Genomic DNA, 14,448 nt, shown 5'->3' with positions numbered 1-14,448 from the left:
AAATCAAACAAGCGTTTCAATCTGTCTAAGGTAGTGGTCGGATGACTTAAATTCAAGGGTTAAGTTTGAATTCACGCTTCATTTCAATATCAGTGCTTGTATAATGAGCGTTATTGGCGAAAAGCGCCAATCCAGCATAAGAATAATCTACAATCACAACGTTAATGTTTATGAACAGCATATAACGCGCTGGCACAACAACTTCCGTGGCAAGGAGCCACACCGTTTTATCGGTTTTAATCGCATACTCATCAACACAACACCTTTATGTGTGTGTTTGAATGCATCACAGGGTAGGAGTTCAATTGTGTCTTTAAATATCACATTTCAACGTTTCGGCTTAGCCCATTGCCGCACCAGTTACTTAGGTTCTTTGTCTTTTCGTTTGTTAACGATATTGCTAATGCTCGCGTGTGGTGAAACATCAGTATTTGCTCAAGCGCTCCCACAAGACACTTTCGAAGCACAACGTGAACGCTTTTTAGAGGTTGAAAAAAACTTAAGAACCATGCCTTCACGAAGTTTAGATAAGCTAGATCGCGATATTCACGCCCTCGCTACATACCCCTTGTACCCGTATTTACTAAGGCTGAAATTAGAGCGCACGCTTTCGTTAAAAAATAAGCGGGCCATCGAATCTTTCTTAGAAGACTATAGTGGGCAACCTGCAAGCTATGGGTTGCGGTATAGATGGTTAAACTACCTAGCATCAAAAGGGCACAATAGCGCCTTTATGGACAGCTATCGAAAAGGCATGGGCGCCAAGCTCACCTGCAAAGCCTTAGGTTACCAGTTAGCAAGTAGCGACAATCCGAAGGCGTTGCTTAACGATGTAGATGCACTGTGGTATCACGGAAAGTCGCAGCCAGACGAATGCGACCCTTTATTTTATCAATGGCGTAAAAATGGTTTGATGACGCCTGAAAAAGTGATTGCGCGCATTGAGATTGCAGCTAAGGAAGGAAATAGGCGTATAATTCCCTATCTTAAGCGTCAACTCCCAGATAACGAAACCTATATTGCCGATGCATGGTTGGCGGTCACGCGTGACGTGGCGGCAGTCAACCGCAGCCGCCACTTCCCCCTTAAGCAACCTGATAGGGAATCTACCATTCTTACATGGGCTATTGAGAAACTGGCGTGGAGAAACCCAAAGCAAGCAGTGAAGGCCTATGAAAAGTATGTGCCACAGGGTGTTTTTTCACCGCCTCAGTTACACATTATTCAGCGCGCTATAGCATTAAGTTTCACCCTCGACAGAATGCCTGAAGCCGGTCAGTGGTTACTTATTGCTGATGTAAAGGGAGCAAATGAAGACGTCAAGTTATGGCACGTAGCCTACCTACTGCGTGAACAGCGATGGCAAGATGTATTAGATGTGATTGCATCAGCCAAACCTGAATTGCAACAAGATGAAAATTATCGGTATTGGCGAGCCAGAGCGTTAGAAGCGCTAGGGAATACAATGCAAGCAACTGTGTTATATCAGCAGTTGTCTGAAGAGCGTCATTATTATGGTTTTATGGCTAGCGCACGTATAGGTAAGACCCCCAGTTTATCCAATAAACCTGTACCCCGTGACAATAGTGCTATCGAAAAGCTAGCGAGAACACCCGCCACATTGAGGGCATTGGAATTTTACCGCTTAGGCCGCAAGAATGAAGCACGTAGAGAGTGGCGTTACCTTATTAATGCACTACCGGACCCACAAGTTACCCACGCCGGAGTGTTGGCGTATGAGTGGGGCTTGTACGACCAAGCCATCATTAGTTTTGCTAAAAGTGGCTATTGGGACGACGTAGAAAGACGTTTCCCATTAGCATTTCAATCTTACTTTAAGGAGCAAGGTGAAACCTACGAGGTGCCCGACGCATTAGCCATGGCTATCGCGCGCAGAGAAAGCTCGTTCATGACAGATGCAGTATCGCCTGTAGGCGCCACTGGTTTGATGCAGTTGATGCCGGGTACTGCCCAATACATTGCCAAACAAAAAGTCAGTCGAAACACCTTATTTAACGCCAAACACAATGTAGAGTTTGGCGTGCAGTATTTAAGATATCTCATGGATAAATTAGACAACAACCCCGTATTAGTCACCGCGTCGTATAACGCGGGTTGGCGCAAAGTGTTAGAGTGGTTGCCTGAAAATGCGTCACTGCCAGTGGATATTTGGATTGAAAATATTCCATACCGGGAAACGCGGCACTACGTAAAAGCGGTAATGGCTTATCAGCACATCTACGAACAGCAGCTGGGGTCAAACAAAAATATTTTTCCGCAACTTACCCAAGATGTTATTCCTTCTACCGAGTCCATTACTACGCATCCGGTTACTGGCACATTACAGTTAGCCCCTCATTAGTGGTTATTTAGATTTACACGTGTGCTCACCGAGGCTGGGGCAGGAGGTAACTCTGCGCTTATCTTCATGTTACACTTTAGGATAACGTTAACTTAGTAAACACGAGGGAAGAATGTCACAACAGCAGGCATTATATATAGAGCATATCGAAGAATTGCAGGCTCGAACCCGAGAAGCGCTTCAGCGAGAAGGACTGGATGGCGTGGTTATTCATTCGGGGCAGGGGAAGAGAATATTTTTAGACGATAACCACTATCCGTTTAAAGTGAACCCTCAGTTTAAAGCTTGGCTACCTGTTATTGACAACCCTAACTGCTGGATTGTGGCTAATGGTGTAGATAAACCTACGCTTATTTTTTATCGTCCGGAAGACTTTTGGCACAAGGTGCCGCCAGAACCGAATGAGTTTTGGACCCAATGTTTCAACGTGGTGTTATTGCAGCAAGCCGATGCGGTAGAAAAGCATCTTCCCTATGACAAAAAGCGCTACGCCTACATTGGTGAGTATATTGAAGTGGCGAAAGCATTGGGGTTTGAAAATGTAAACCCCGATCGCGTGCTGCATTATTTGCATTACCAGCGAGCTTATAAAACCGAATATGAGTTGTTGTGTATGCGCGAGGCTAATAAATTAGCCGTGGCTGGGCACCAAGCAGCAGAACGCGCTTTCCGTAATGGGGAGAGTGAATTCGACATTAATTTAGCCTATGCAAAAGCGTGCCGTCAGGGTGACAACGATGTGCCCTACACCAGCATTGTGGCACTTAACGAGCACGCCGCCATATTGCACTATATGCAATGTGACACACTTGCTCCCAAAGAATCTCGTTCTTTTCTTATCGATGCCGGTGCGAATTATCACGGGTATGCCGCTGATATCACACGTACCTATAGCCAAAACTCAGCGATGTTCAGCGATTTAATCCAGGCAGTAGATAAAGTTACACTTACCCTGATAGACGGGTTGAAGCCGGGGGTAGCCTACACCGATATTCATTTGCTCGCCCACGACGGTATTGCACAAATCCTTCACGATACAGGTATTGTCAACTTAACCCCTCCAGACATTGTTGAAATGGGGATAACGCGCACGTTTTTCCCGCATGGCATAGGGCACTTCCTAGGCCTGCAAGTTCACGATGTGGGCGGGCTCGTCAATGACGATAGAGGTACACCTAAGCCAGCGCCTGAAGCGCATCCTTTTCTGCGATGCACACGGATAGTAGAGCCTCGACAAGTGTTTACAATTGAACCCGGTTTATATTTTATCGATAGCTTGCTACGTGACTTAAAAGCTTCACAGGCTTCAAAATATATCAATTGGGACACGGTATCGGCCTATAAGCCCTTTGGTGGCATTCGTATTGAAGACAATATTATTGTGCATCGCGATAAAAACGAGAATATGACCCGCGAATTAGGATTAAACTAACTGAAGGTTTAATTCGTTTAAGAATAAGTCACTTGAAGAGCAGCATAAGCTGCTCTTTTTGTTTGAATGCTAATTCCGTACTTCACTTGCACATAAAAAGGGAACACGTATGCAGGAGCCGAATATTCTTAGTTTATTGGTGGTAGCCTTTATCGCCGGGTTCGCCATGCCAGCGGGGGCAATGTTAGCCACCTATCACGGCATTCAACCCAAGTGGCTAGAGAAAGAATTACGCCACGGTATTTTAGCCTTAGGGGCAGGCGCATTGATTTCTGCGGTGGGGTTAGTTCTGGTGCCTGAGGGAATTAAAGATGTGTCTGTGACGGGGGCGTTAATGTGTTTTATCGCTGGTGCATTAGCCTTTATGTCGTTAGACATTTATTTAGCAAAAAAGAAAACCGCGGGAAGCCAGTTAGCGGCCATGTTAAGCGATTTTGTGCCTGAGTCCATTGCGCTAGGCACAACTGCGGCATTAGGCGGCGGTACGTTACTTTTGGGCGTGCTGATTGCGGTGCAAAACTTGCCTGAAGGCTTTAACGCTTATCGAGAAATGTTGCCAAAAAATAAACAGCGTAGTACTAAGCTAATTGTCATCTTTGCATTGATGGCGCTGCTTGGGCCACTGTTTAGTTTGGTCGGGTTTTATTATTTGTCCCAATTCCCGGTCGTCATGAGTGGTATCATGTTATTTGCTGCGGGGGGGATTTTATATTCGGTGTTTCAAGATATTGCCCCCCAAATTCGAATGGAAAACCACTGGCTGCCACCTCTTGGCGGCATCTTAGGGTTTTTAGTGGGCATTGTTGGGCATATGTTAGAGGGGTAAAAACGCTGGCGTGCAAAGCAAGGAAACTATCCCTTAATACACGCCGGTGTTAACGGTGCTAGTTTTAACAGTAAAGGTTAGCTGGTGCGCTCAACTGAAATGTAAGCTAATGAAACAAGCGCTTCTTTATAGGCGGAATCAGGAATAGCTTGCAAGCTGTCAATGGCCATTTGCACTTCTTTATTCGCACATTCTCGTGTGTAATCTAGTGCGCCCGTGGCCTCCATAATGCCCTGAATTCGCTGTAAATGGGGTAAGCCATTACTTTGCTCAATCGCCTCTTTGATCAACGCCTTGTCGTCCTCAGATTCGGCGTGCCACATGGCATACAATAAAGGTAAAGTGGGCTTACCCTCAGCAAGGTCATCACCGGCATTTTTACCCATGTCCTCGCTATCCGCCATATAATCTAATATATCGTCAGCTAACTGAAATGCCGTGCCTAAGTGCTTCCCGTACTCTCGCATGGCCACTTCAACTGAGCTGGGTTGGTCAGTCAGTACAGCACTTAATTGCGTCGCGGCTTCAAATAAACGGGCAGTTTTGCCATAAATAACATCAAAGTAGCGGGCTTCGGTAGTACTAGCATCATTACAGTTCATCAGCTGTAGCACTTCGCCTTCGGCAATTTGGTTGGTGGCTTCAGAAAGGATCTCCATCACTCGCATACGTTTTAAACTCACCATCATCTGAAATGACCGAGTATATAAAAAGTCGCCTACAAGTACGGAAGCTTGATTTCCAAAGATAGCGTTAGCCGTTTCACGGCCTCTGCGCATTGTGGACTCATCTACCACGTCATCGTGCAGCAAGGTGGCCGTATGGATAAATTCAACAATCGCCGCAAGGGTGTGATGATCGTCATTTTTAATGCCCATCGCACGTGCGCTTAACACAGTAAGAAGAGGGCGCAGACGTTTCCCGCCGCTATTAACGATGTAAAAACCAAGTTGATTGATTAGCGCAACTTCAGAGTCGACCTGTTGTTGAATCAACTGGTTAACCGCTTGCATATCGTCATTTGATAACGCGCGGATTGAATTAATATCCATGGGCATTGATGTAAAAACTTATTTAATTTCTAGGGCAATAATTAGGGCAGATTGTACCTGAATGCTGTCTACTATCCACCAAATTGTCTTAAAAAATGACCGCTTAACGCATTTTGAATAAAAACATGAATAGGTAAGATCCCTTTATTTATGATTGACGATGCGTGTTAGTCAGCCATCCAACCCCATCGGTTTGTCTGTGTAACCTAATGATTTGGCGGTTAGTAAACGCATGTTTTGCGCGCTCGTCTACTATTATAGGCGTTATTCAATAGAAATGTGTTAAGACAGGTGTTTTTCTCAATTTTCTCGTGTTTTTCATGCTATTTGGACAAGGTAAAACTTACAACTTTAACCCGCCTTATGTTAACATTCCCGCCATATACATTTGTGGCATCTCTCTTTTTCGCTGTAAATGATCCCTGTGGGATCGGTATCGATCCTTAATAGGTGGCATTCACAGCTAAGAGGGCAAACGTGCCACCATCACTATGCATATAAAGGGCAACATTTTGTTGCTACCTCGTTACGTTATACCAGTAATAGGTATGTGAGTGAGCACCATGAAACTAGCTAATTTCTCATTTGCTTACTCTCAACCTGATTAACATTATGAGGTAGAGCTCTCGGTTTTCGTTGAATTCGAGATTAAATTGCAAAATGTTGGAAAAATAATCTATTTTTCTTAGAATCGGGGTTGTGGTTTGCGGATGTTTCACGTACAATTCGCGCCCTGTTTTTTGAATTGAAGCGTCAGTGACGCAGAGCGGAGTTAACTATGTACGCGGTTTTCCAAAGTGGCGGTAAACAACACCGTGTGGCCGAAGGCCAAACCGTTCGTCTTGAAAAAATCGAAGTAGCCCCAGGCGAAACGGTTGAATTTGACAAAGTTTTAATGGTAAGCAACGGTGACGATGTAAAAATCGGCACACCAATCGTTGCTGGTGGTAAGGTGACAGCTGAGGTTGTTACACACGGTCGTGGCGATAAAGTAACTATCGTTAAGTTCCGTCGTCGTAAGCACTCTCGTAAGCAAGCGGGTCACCGTCAGTGGTTCACAGAAGTGAAAATCACTGGTATCAACGCATAATAGGAGCACGAACACATGGCACATAAAAAAGCTGGTGGTAGTACCAAAAACGGTCGTGATTCAGAGAGTAAACGCCTAGGTGTTAAGCGCTTTGGTGGCGAATCTGTTCTTGCTGGTAACATCATTGTTCGTCAACGTGGTACTCGTTTCCACGCTGGTGACAACATGGGTATCGGTAAAGACCACACGTTGTTTGCACTAAAAGACGGTAAAGTTCAGTTCGATGTTAAAGGACCGAAGAACCGTAAATTTGTAAGCATCGTAGCTGAGTAAGCGCGAAAGCTTCTCGCCGAGCAGGCTTAGAAAAACCCCGCGCTAGCGGGGTTTTTTGTTATCAGCAAGTGCATACGCTTTTATCTATTATACAACGAAGCGTATATGCACAAATTGGTGTAAACTTTAAGTTCGTATTTTTAAGTAATAACCCAAGGCAGAATTGCCCGGAGTGATAAATGAAATTTGTAGATGAAGCTGAAATTCGAGTGGAAGCCGGCGACGGTGGAAACGGCGTAATTGGCTTTAGAAGGGAAAAGTACGTACCCAAAGGCGGCCCTGATGGTGGCGATGGGGGCGACGGCGGCAGCGTATTTCTCGTTGCCGATGAAAACCTAAATACATTGATCGACTATCGTTTCGAGCGTTTCCATCGAGCCGAGCGTGGCCAAAATGGACAAGGCAGCAATTGTATTGGAAAAAAAGGTAAAGACCTTGAAGTGAGTGTGCCAGTAGGTACGCGTGCAACAGACAGTGATACGGGTGAAGTGCTTGGCGACTTAACTGCTCATGGCCAAAAGCTTAAAGTAGCACAAGGTGGTTTTCACGGCTTAGGTAATGCGCGATTTAAAAGTAGTACCAATCGAGCGCCTCGTCAGAAAACTAACGGCACGCCAGGCGAAATCCGCAACCTTAAACTTGAGCTTATGTTGTTAGCCGATGTGGGCTTATTGGGTATGCCCAATGCGGGTAAATCTACCTTTATTCGCTCAGTGTCTGCGGCTAAGCCGAAAGTGGCTGATTACCCATTTACCACTCTAGTGCCTAACTTGGGTGTTGTACGTCAGGATGCGCAGCGAAGCTTCGTGGTGGCCGACATACCGGGTCTTATCGAAGGCGCTGCTGATGGTGCTGGACTAGGGATTCGATTCTTAAAGCATCTTGAGCGATGCCGTATACTTTTACATGTGGTGGATTTACTTCCCGCCGACGAAAGCGATCCGGCTGAAAATGCAAAAGCTATTATCGAAGAGCTTGAGAAATACAGTCCGAAATTGGCAGAAAAGCCCCGATGGTTAGTATTCAATAAAGTGGACTTACTGCTAGAAGATGAAGTAGAAGAATGTATAAAACACGTTGTTGAAACCCTTAATTGGGAAGGTCCAACGTATCAGATTTCAGCATTCCAAAAGCTTAATTTAGCGCCGCTGTGCCACGATATTATGGACTTCATTGAAACCCTTCCTGCTATTGAGGAAACGAAAGAAGAAGCTGAAGACGTAGAGTTTAAGTGGGATACGTATCATCGTAATACCCTTGAAGCTCACGACGATTTAGGCGACGACTTAGATGATGACGATTGGGATGAAGACGACTACGATGTTGAAGTAGAGTATCGTAAGTAAGCTGATAAAAGGCGCATTCTTTGCGTTGCTAGCAAAGTGGATTTGCAGTATATAACGTAAACGTCACTAAAAACACGAACCTGATTATTCAAGTTCGTGTTTTTTGCATTTAGCGAGGGCGTTTTACATAATAGAGTACACGGCCGATAACACGTTGACGGTTAAACCACCCCATCTTTTCGGTAGTTAACGAAGCCGCAGTGTTATCGCCGCTAAGGGAGAATTCGCCGTTAGGAACAATTTGCTGAACCCGTTTTATGAGGGTGCCAAAGTGTGGGCAATTAACCACGACTACTTGCCCTGGCCGTAATGCTTTTTTCGGCCACGTAAGCACAACAGCGAAATCGCCATCCAATAATGTCGGTTGCATGCTATCTCCTGAAACCCTCACAATTTTCAGCATTAAAGATCTGGATAAACCAAGGTTAATGAAGGAGGGTAAGGGCATACTGCCTTTTTCGTTTTAACCTTTTTAGTCACCCAGAATCGTTCGGCAAATTCATTCACTAACGTCAGTAAATCTTCACCTTTCTCTCGGCTCACATGTTGCTTACACGCTGAACCAGCAAGCATAATTTTATGCACCAATTCATTGGTATCAGGAAACTGTTCAAATTGAGGGGCCTTAAAATAATCGCCCCATATAACGCGTACTTCATGCTTTACTTTTTCGGCATGCGTTTCTTTTTCTGAAATGAGGCGGCTCATCTGCGCTTGATCGGCAAAACTCAGGCTGTCTTTTTCCGCAAGTTCATTGAGCAAGTCAGTAAAGCGCACAACGCTGAGTGCTGCTAGTTGAGCCGTCATGGGATCATATATTTTACAAGGAATATCGCAGTGCGCACTGGCTGTGGTAAAGGGGTTAACTTTGTTTATAGAAGAAAGAATGTCGTAAATCATGACGGGCTCCTAGTTTGATGTCGGCTTTTTGCGGTTGATGTATTTGTAAGCGCTATACGAACAGGCTGCAGCAACACTTGCTAGTGCTACGTAAAACACGGTGTGCAATACGCCACTTGTCCAGTGTCCATGATCATGTCCCGCGTGTGCGAATGCGCTGGCACTGGTTAAAATAGACATTATTGCTATACACATACGATGAATAAGTGTGTTCATAGTGGTTCCTTTAATACAAAGTGAATGATATCGGTCAATGCAATGCCTTCTTGATGTATTGCAAATTCGACCGGGTAGGGTGCTCACATTGCAAGGCTGCAAAGTGAGGGTAACGTTTTAAGAATACAAATCGTTGTTGACGGGCAATACTGCTACAACGCACGACGTGGGGATGCCGAGGTAATTGGCGTTCAATAGTGTCTATTAACCCTTCCACCTCTGTAATTGCGCCGTAGGCCAACGACAACTGCGTATTGCATGGAGCCGTTTCACTAGATAGGTACGCATCGGCAAGGTTGTGGTAACTGGTTAAAAGGGCGGTGAGTGACTCCTTTTTGGCTGGCGCCATACTCACTAAAACTTTCGCTGCCAGGATGGCTTGATGATATGTACCTATTGCCGAAAAAAGCCCCCCTTGTTCATATTGGTTGTTACCTCCACGAATAAGCGTTTCCCAATGTGCAAAGTCTACCGCGTACTCGTCTTTTGGTTTTAGGGAGAGAGTGGTGCTGCGATAAATAGGGGAATTAGTCATCGGAGTGCTCTTGTCTAAAGGGTGAAATTGAAGGTAAGGGCGCGAGATGAAGTTCGATTAACCGCTGACAGTATGGCGTGTGTTCTATCAACAATGGCGTTTCGGTATAGCGGGAGTTTGACTTGAAAGTAAGCGTCTTCAAGGAGTTGGGAAAGCTGTGTAAGCTTTTTTATCATGGCGGGGTTTTCACCTCCGTCAATCTCTAGCAATATAACGGCGATATCAAATGCACAACCTAAATACGGAATAGCTTCGCTGGCTTGGTCGCACTGCATTAAGAGTGTGCCCTGCATTTCGTCTCTCGCCATTACGTGTAGTGCCTGATCAGGATTACCATATACCCAGTCTGCATGTTTCGGACATAAATAATTTATCTGCATGATTTGTCCCTCCTGTTTTTAACAATAGGCCATTAATAACATCAATGCAAATGATAATGGTTGCTATTTGCCTTTGTCGTTGTGAGTGTTCTTGCCTGCATGTTGCTGGTGGTGAAGATTAAGCCTTACAAGACGGTACACTCTTTTCAAATAACGGGCTAAGTTGAGGTATGATAGGGTTATTAACCATCTGGAAGTTGATGTATGAAAATTGCAATGATTGCTGCAATGGCGCATGAACGCGTTATTGGGGCTGATAATGATATGCCTTGGCACTTGCCCGCAGATTTGAAGCACTTTAAGCAAATTACCCTGGGCAAACCTGTCGTCATGGGGAGAAAAACCTATGCCTCTATTGGTAAAGCGCTACCTGGTAGGCCGAATATTGTTATATCAAGCAGTACGTCACTGCAGTTAGCGGATGCAGACGTTGTTTCATCTTGCGATGATGCTATTGAAAAAGCGGCAACGTACCTTACAAGTGACGATGACGAAATCATGATTATTGGAGGGGGGACGCTCTATGAAGCGTTCTTAGCGAGGGCACAAACGCTGTATTTAACGGAAATTGATTTAGCCGTAGACGGGGATACTTACTTCCCTGATTATCATGCACGTGGTGAATGGGCATGTACATTCGAAGAAAGACACGATGCAGACAAAAAAAACCCTCATCGCTACCGGTTTTTAACCTTCAAAAAGAAGGAGTAAAAAATTGCCGATGTTGTAAGCATCGGCAATTTAAGTTTCTTCTGTTTTACTATACCCGTCTTACTTCGGCGGGTGTTCGAGTGTGTCAATCACCCATCTGGTCAAATAAGCTTTCTAACGAAAGGCCTTGATGACTCAGCATATCACGTAGACGTCTGAGCGCTTCTACTTGAATTTGACGTACACGTTCACGGGTTAATCCAATTTCAGCACCTACGTCTTCCAGGGTTGAAGGCTCATACCCCATAAGGCCAAAACGACGTGCTAAAACTTCGCGTTGCTTTGGATTAAGCTCTTGTAACCATGTCACTATATTCGCTTTGATATCCGAATCCTGTAGGTTTTCTTCAGGTCCGAATTCTTTCTCATCTGCAAGAATATCGAGTAATGCTTTGTCGTTTTCACCACCGATAGGGGTATCAACCGAGGTAATACGCTCGTTTAAACGAAGCATTTTGGTGACGTCTTCTACTGGCTTTTCTAATGCTTCAGCAATTTCCTCAGCAGTAGGTTCATGATCTAACTTTTGTGATAATTCACGCGCAGCACGTAAATAAACATTAAGTTCTTTAACAACATGAATAGGTAAGCGAATCGTGCGAGTTTGATTCATGATTGCACGTTCTATGGTTTGTCTAATCCACCAAGTTGCATAGGTAGAAAATCTAAATCCACGTTCAGGATCAAACTTTTCAACAGCTCGGATTAGGCCCAAGTTACCTTCTTCAATAAGATCCAGTAAAGCCAATCCGCGATTATTATAACGGCGAGCAATTTTCACCACTAGGCGAAGATTACTTACAATCATACGTTTACGAGAGGCTTCACAGCCTTTGAGAGCGCGGCGGGCAAAATATACCTCTTCTTCTGCTGTTAGCAGAGGCGAGAAGCCTATTTCGCCTAAATACAACTGGGTTGCATCAAGGTTTTTAGGATGGTCATCCGAACTAATTACAACGTCTTCAGTTTCGGGTGCATCGGTTAGTGTGTCGTCAGCTTTTAGGTCAGCTGGCATGTCAATAACGTTTATGTCATCTTGCGGTTTTGATTCGACGGCTTTGTTTAATTGGCCCATAATGAATCTCCTACTCTAAGGTTTACCTTATGACGTTTCTCCTTTATTCATTTTATTCTTATTCTTTATTGTTATTTTTGTGTTTTTGGCAGATAACGCATAGGGTCTAATGACTTACCGCGATACCTAACTTCAAAATGAAGTTTTACCGAATTTGTGCCGCTGTTTCCCATGGTGGCTATTTTTTGCCCCGCATACACCCATTCTCTTTCTTTCACTAAAATGGTGTCGTTGTATGCATAAGCGCTTAAAAATGTGTCGGTATGTTTAATAATAACCAAGTTACCGTAACCACGTAGCGCATTACCTGAGTAAACAACTTTGCCTGCTGCGGCAGCGAGAATATCGCTTCCTTTTGCCCCAGCAATGTCTATTCCTTTGTTACCTGACTCTGATTTGCTAAAGGTACCTACAATGTTTCCTTTAGCTGGCCAAACCCACTTTTTCACCTTATCCGGGAAATGGGTGGGCGCTGTCTTTTTGACGTTTTCTGCCGTCTTTTTGACGCTGGTAACGCTTTGTCGCTTAACAACTTTTTCACCTTCACCATACCCCTGTGGTATAGGAGGGTCAACTAACCTTTTGACTATGGTTTTGGTGGTCGGAGGTGTAGACTGAGTGGTCTGCTTGTCTGATTTTTTTGTAGATTTAACTGATTTTGTTGGTTTTTTTTGTTGTGATGCGGGAGCAGTGACGCGCAATTTTTGACCAGGATAAATTCGGAAAGGGGCGGATAAATTATTGAAATCTGCAAGATCGCGGTAATCATTTCCCGTATACCATGCAATAGCAAACAACGTATCGCCGGGTTTCACCTCGTAGGTGGAGGCAGTAAAGCCACCGGACTCTTCTTCAAGTTGACTATTTAGCAGCACCACAGGGGCTGGTGCGGTGCGGCTACTGCAAGCTTGCAGTAGGGTAATTACGCTAGCAGCAATGAAAATAAACCATCCCTGTCTATTCATATTACCGCAATACCAGATAGGCGACGATGGCGAGGATTACCGTGGCCCAGCCCAGTATTTCGACATATTGCCTCAGTTTGGCCTCCATGGCTGCGCCCCCCCATCGCATTAGCCCAGCAACCAAGAAGAAGCGTGCGCCTCTGCCTACCGCTGATGCGAGTAAAAAAGGGAAGAATGCCATGTTTAGCACACCAGCACTAATCGTAAATACTTTGTAGGGAATAGGAGAGAAGCCTGCGATAAATACAACCCAGACACCGTATTGTGCAAACCAGTCCATCGCTACGTCTAGTTTATGGCCATACCCCCAACGTTCAATTAAGGGGGCAAGCCACACATCGAATGCTAGGTAACCTAAGAAGTATCCCGCAATGCCGCCCACAATGGACGCAAAGGTAGTAATAATGGCGAACCGCCATGCTTTATCAGGTTGCGATAGCGACATGGGAGCTAGCATGACATCAGGCGGAATAGGAAAGAAAACAGATTCTGCGAAACTTAAGCCACCCAAGTACTTTTCCGCGTTGGGGTGTCGTGCCCAACGTAACGCCATGTCGTACAATGGCTCAAACAGTTTCACATTAGTTCTCCTGCAATTAAAGGAACAAACCTAACGGCCTCTATTGTGGTGGTTTTTAATTCACCCTCCACCCTATCGATACACAACAACGATTGTTGTTCATTGCCAACAGGAATGATCAAGCGCCCACCTTCTTTTAATTGTTCACACAAATCTTGCGGTAAGCTACTGGCAGCAGCCGTCACGATAATGGCGTCAAATGGGCCTTTTGAGCTCCATCCTTTCCAACCATCGCCGTGTTTCATTGCAATATTATGTAAATCCAGCTGGTTCATTCGCCTTTTAGCGTGAAATTGCAGCGATTTTATCCGTTCTACGCTAAACACCTTGGCAAACAGTTGCGCGAGAATAGCTGTTTGGTAACCCGAACCTGTGCCTATTTCTAACACTTTTTCAGGTTTATTGGGGCTATCTAACAGCAATTCGGTCATTTTCGCCACAATATAGGGTTGTGAGATTGTTTGACCTTGACCAATAGGTAGCGCGGTATTTTGGTAAGCTTTATGTTTTAGGGCGTCGGGTAAAAATGCCTCCCTTGGCGTGCCGGCTATGGCATTGAGCACAGACTGCGAACGTATTCCTTCGTCATAAAGCAGCTGTGCCAGGGCATCCCCTTTTCTGGAAGCTCTCATGATGTTGCTTATTTTCCTTGTTATGCGCGGTGTTACAACGTGATATCGGCGCTTATTATTGTTTGTGTACTTT

17 protein-coding genes are annotated in these 14,448 nt (G+C 44.9%); 7 read left to right on the top strand and 10 right to left on the bottom strand.

Annotation, left to right across the window (positions count from 1 at the left end; translation table 11 throughout):
* Positions 1-307: 307 nt before the first annotated feature.
* The 3 genes from IUA53_RS17285 (at position 308) to IUA53_RS17275 (ending at position 4,620) form a co-directional block, all read left to right on the top strand.
* On the top strand, positions 308-2,362 hold the full coding sequence (locus tag IUA53_RS17285) for a transglycosylase SLT domain-containing protein (protein WP_231401183.1): 2,055 nt from the start codon (positions 308-310) through the stop codon (positions 2,360-2,362).
* A 112-nt stretch (positions 2,363-2,474) separates the two neighbouring features.
* The gene (gene pepQ, locus IUA53_RS17280) at positions 2,475-3,794 is read left to right on the top strand and encodes a Xaa-Pro dipeptidase (protein WP_044055903.1); all 1,320 of its coding nucleotides are present in this window, start codon (positions 2,475-2,477) and stop codon (positions 3,792-3,794) included.
* 109 nt (positions 3,795-3,903) lie between these two features.
* On the top strand, positions 3,904-4,620 hold the full coding sequence (locus tag IUA53_RS17275) for a ZIP family metal transporter (protein ID WP_044055904.1): 717 nt from the start codon (positions 3,904-3,906) through the stop codon (positions 4,618-4,620).
* Positions 4,621-4,697: 77 nt separating this feature from the next.
* Here the strand turns inward: IUA53_RS17275 and ispB are convergent, their stop codons facing one another.
* The gene (ispB, locus tag IUA53_RS17270; protein ID WP_044449271.1) at positions 4,698-5,672 is read right to left on the bottom strand and encodes an octaprenyl diphosphate synthase; all 975 of its coding nucleotides are present in this window, start codon (positions 5,670-5,672) and stop codon (positions 4,698-4,700) included.
* 778 nt (positions 5,673-6,450) lie between these two features.
* Here ispB and rplU point away from each other — a divergent pair.
* The 3 genes from rplU (at position 6,451) to cgtA (ending at position 8,381) form a co-directional block, all read left to right on the top strand.
* Positions 6,451-6,762 (top strand): 50S ribosomal protein L21, encoded by a 312-nt coding sequence (gene rplU, locus IUA53_RS17265; RefSeq protein ID WP_044055906.1) that lies wholly within the window; start codon positions 6,451-6,453, stop codon positions 6,760-6,762.
* A 15-nt stretch (positions 6,763-6,777) separates the two neighbouring features.
* A complete protein-coding gene (gene rpmA, locus IUA53_RS17260; RefSeq protein WP_012517170.1) occupies positions 6,778-7,035 on the top strand; it encodes a 50S ribosomal protein L27 in 258 nt (85 codons plus the stop codon).
* Positions 7,036-7,214: 179 nt separating this feature from the next.
* Positions 7,215-8,381: an Obg family GTPase CgtA gene (cgtA, locus tag IUA53_RS17255; protein WP_044055908.1), complete on the top strand. Its 1,167-nt coding sequence runs from the start codon at positions 7,215-7,217 to the stop codon at positions 8,379-8,381.
* 109 nt (positions 8,382-8,490) lie between these two features.
* Here the strand turns inward: cgtA and IUA53_RS17250 are convergent, their stop codons facing one another.
* Genes IUA53_RS17250 through IUA53_RS17230 form a run of 5 tightly spaced genes read right to left on the bottom strand, consistent with a single transcriptional unit; the run spans position 8,491 to position 10,412 of the window.
* Positions 8,491-8,751: a S24/S26 family peptidase gene (locus IUA53_RS17250; protein WP_044446103.1), complete on the bottom strand. Its 261-nt coding sequence runs from the start codon at positions 8,749-8,751 to the stop codon at positions 8,491-8,493.
* 32 nt (positions 8,752-8,783) lie between these two features.
* The gene (gene sodN, locus IUA53_RS17245; protein WP_044055911.1) at positions 8,784-9,281 is read right to left on the bottom strand and encodes a superoxide dismutase, Ni; all 498 of its coding nucleotides are present in this window, start codon (positions 9,279-9,281) and stop codon (positions 8,784-8,786) included.
* Between the two features lie 9 nt (positions 9,282-9,290).
* Complete coding sequence (locus tag IUA53_RS17240) at positions 9,291-9,497, bottom strand: hypothetical protein (RefSeq protein WP_044446104.1); 207 nt, start codon at positions 9,495-9,497, stop codon at positions 9,291-9,293.
* Between the two features lie 34 nt (positions 9,498-9,531).
* Complete coding sequence (locus tag IUA53_RS17235) at positions 9,532-10,032, bottom strand: hypothetical protein (protein ID WP_044446105.1); 501 nt, start codon at positions 10,030-10,032, stop codon at positions 9,532-9,534.
* Positions 10,033-10,046: 14 nt separating this feature from the next.
* The gene (locus IUA53_RS17230) at positions 10,047-10,412 is read right to left on the bottom strand and encodes a hypothetical protein (protein WP_044446106.1); all 366 of its coding nucleotides are present in this window, start codon (positions 10,410-10,412) and stop codon (positions 10,047-10,049) included.
* 216 nt (positions 10,413-10,628) lie between these two features.
* Between IUA53_RS17230 and folA the strand changes: the two genes are divergently transcribed.
* Complete coding sequence (gene folA, locus IUA53_RS17225; protein WP_044449272.1) at positions 10,629-11,123, top strand: type 3 dihydrofolate reductase; 495 nt, start codon at positions 10,629-10,631, stop codon at positions 11,121-11,123.
* Between the two features lie 85 nt (positions 11,124-11,208).
* On the opposite strand, the gene rpoS is transcribed toward folA, so the two are convergent.
* The 4 genes from rpoS to IUA53_RS17205 form a co-directional block, all read right to left on the bottom strand.
* Positions 11,209-12,198: an RNA polymerase sigma factor RpoS gene (rpoS, locus tag IUA53_RS17220; RefSeq protein WP_044446107.1), complete on the bottom strand. Its 990-nt coding sequence runs from the start codon at positions 12,196-12,198 to the stop codon at positions 11,209-11,211.
* 71 nt (positions 12,199-12,269) lie between these two features.
* Positions 12,270-13,163: a peptidoglycan DD-metalloendopeptidase family protein gene (locus IUA53_RS17215; protein ID WP_044446108.1), complete on the bottom strand. Its 894-nt coding sequence runs from the start codon at positions 13,161-13,163 to the stop codon at positions 12,270-12,272.
* A 1-nt stretch (position 13,164) separates the two neighbouring features.
* Positions 13,165-13,743 (bottom strand): YqaA family protein, encoded by a 579-nt coding sequence (locus IUA53_RS17210; RefSeq protein ID WP_044055917.1) that lies wholly within the window; start codon positions 13,741-13,743, stop codon positions 13,165-13,167.
* Complete coding sequence (locus IUA53_RS17205) at positions 13,740-14,375, bottom strand: protein-L-isoaspartate(D-aspartate) O-methyltransferase (protein WP_044055919.1); 636 nt, start codon at positions 14,373-14,375, stop codon at positions 13,740-13,742. Before IUA53_RS17205 ends, IUA53_RS17210 begins: the two co-directional genes overlap by 4 nt.
* Positions 14,376-14,448 lie beyond the last annotated feature (73 nt).

It is taken from the genome of Alteromonas sp. B31-7, assembly GCF_015767655.1.
Taxonomy (GTDB): domain Bacteria; phylum Pseudomonadota; class Gammaproteobacteria; order Enterobacterales; family Alteromonadaceae; genus Alteromonas; species Alteromonas australica.
The sequence above is the reverse complement of the archived record's forward strand: the minus strand, read 5'-3'. Positions and strand labels throughout refer to the sequence as shown.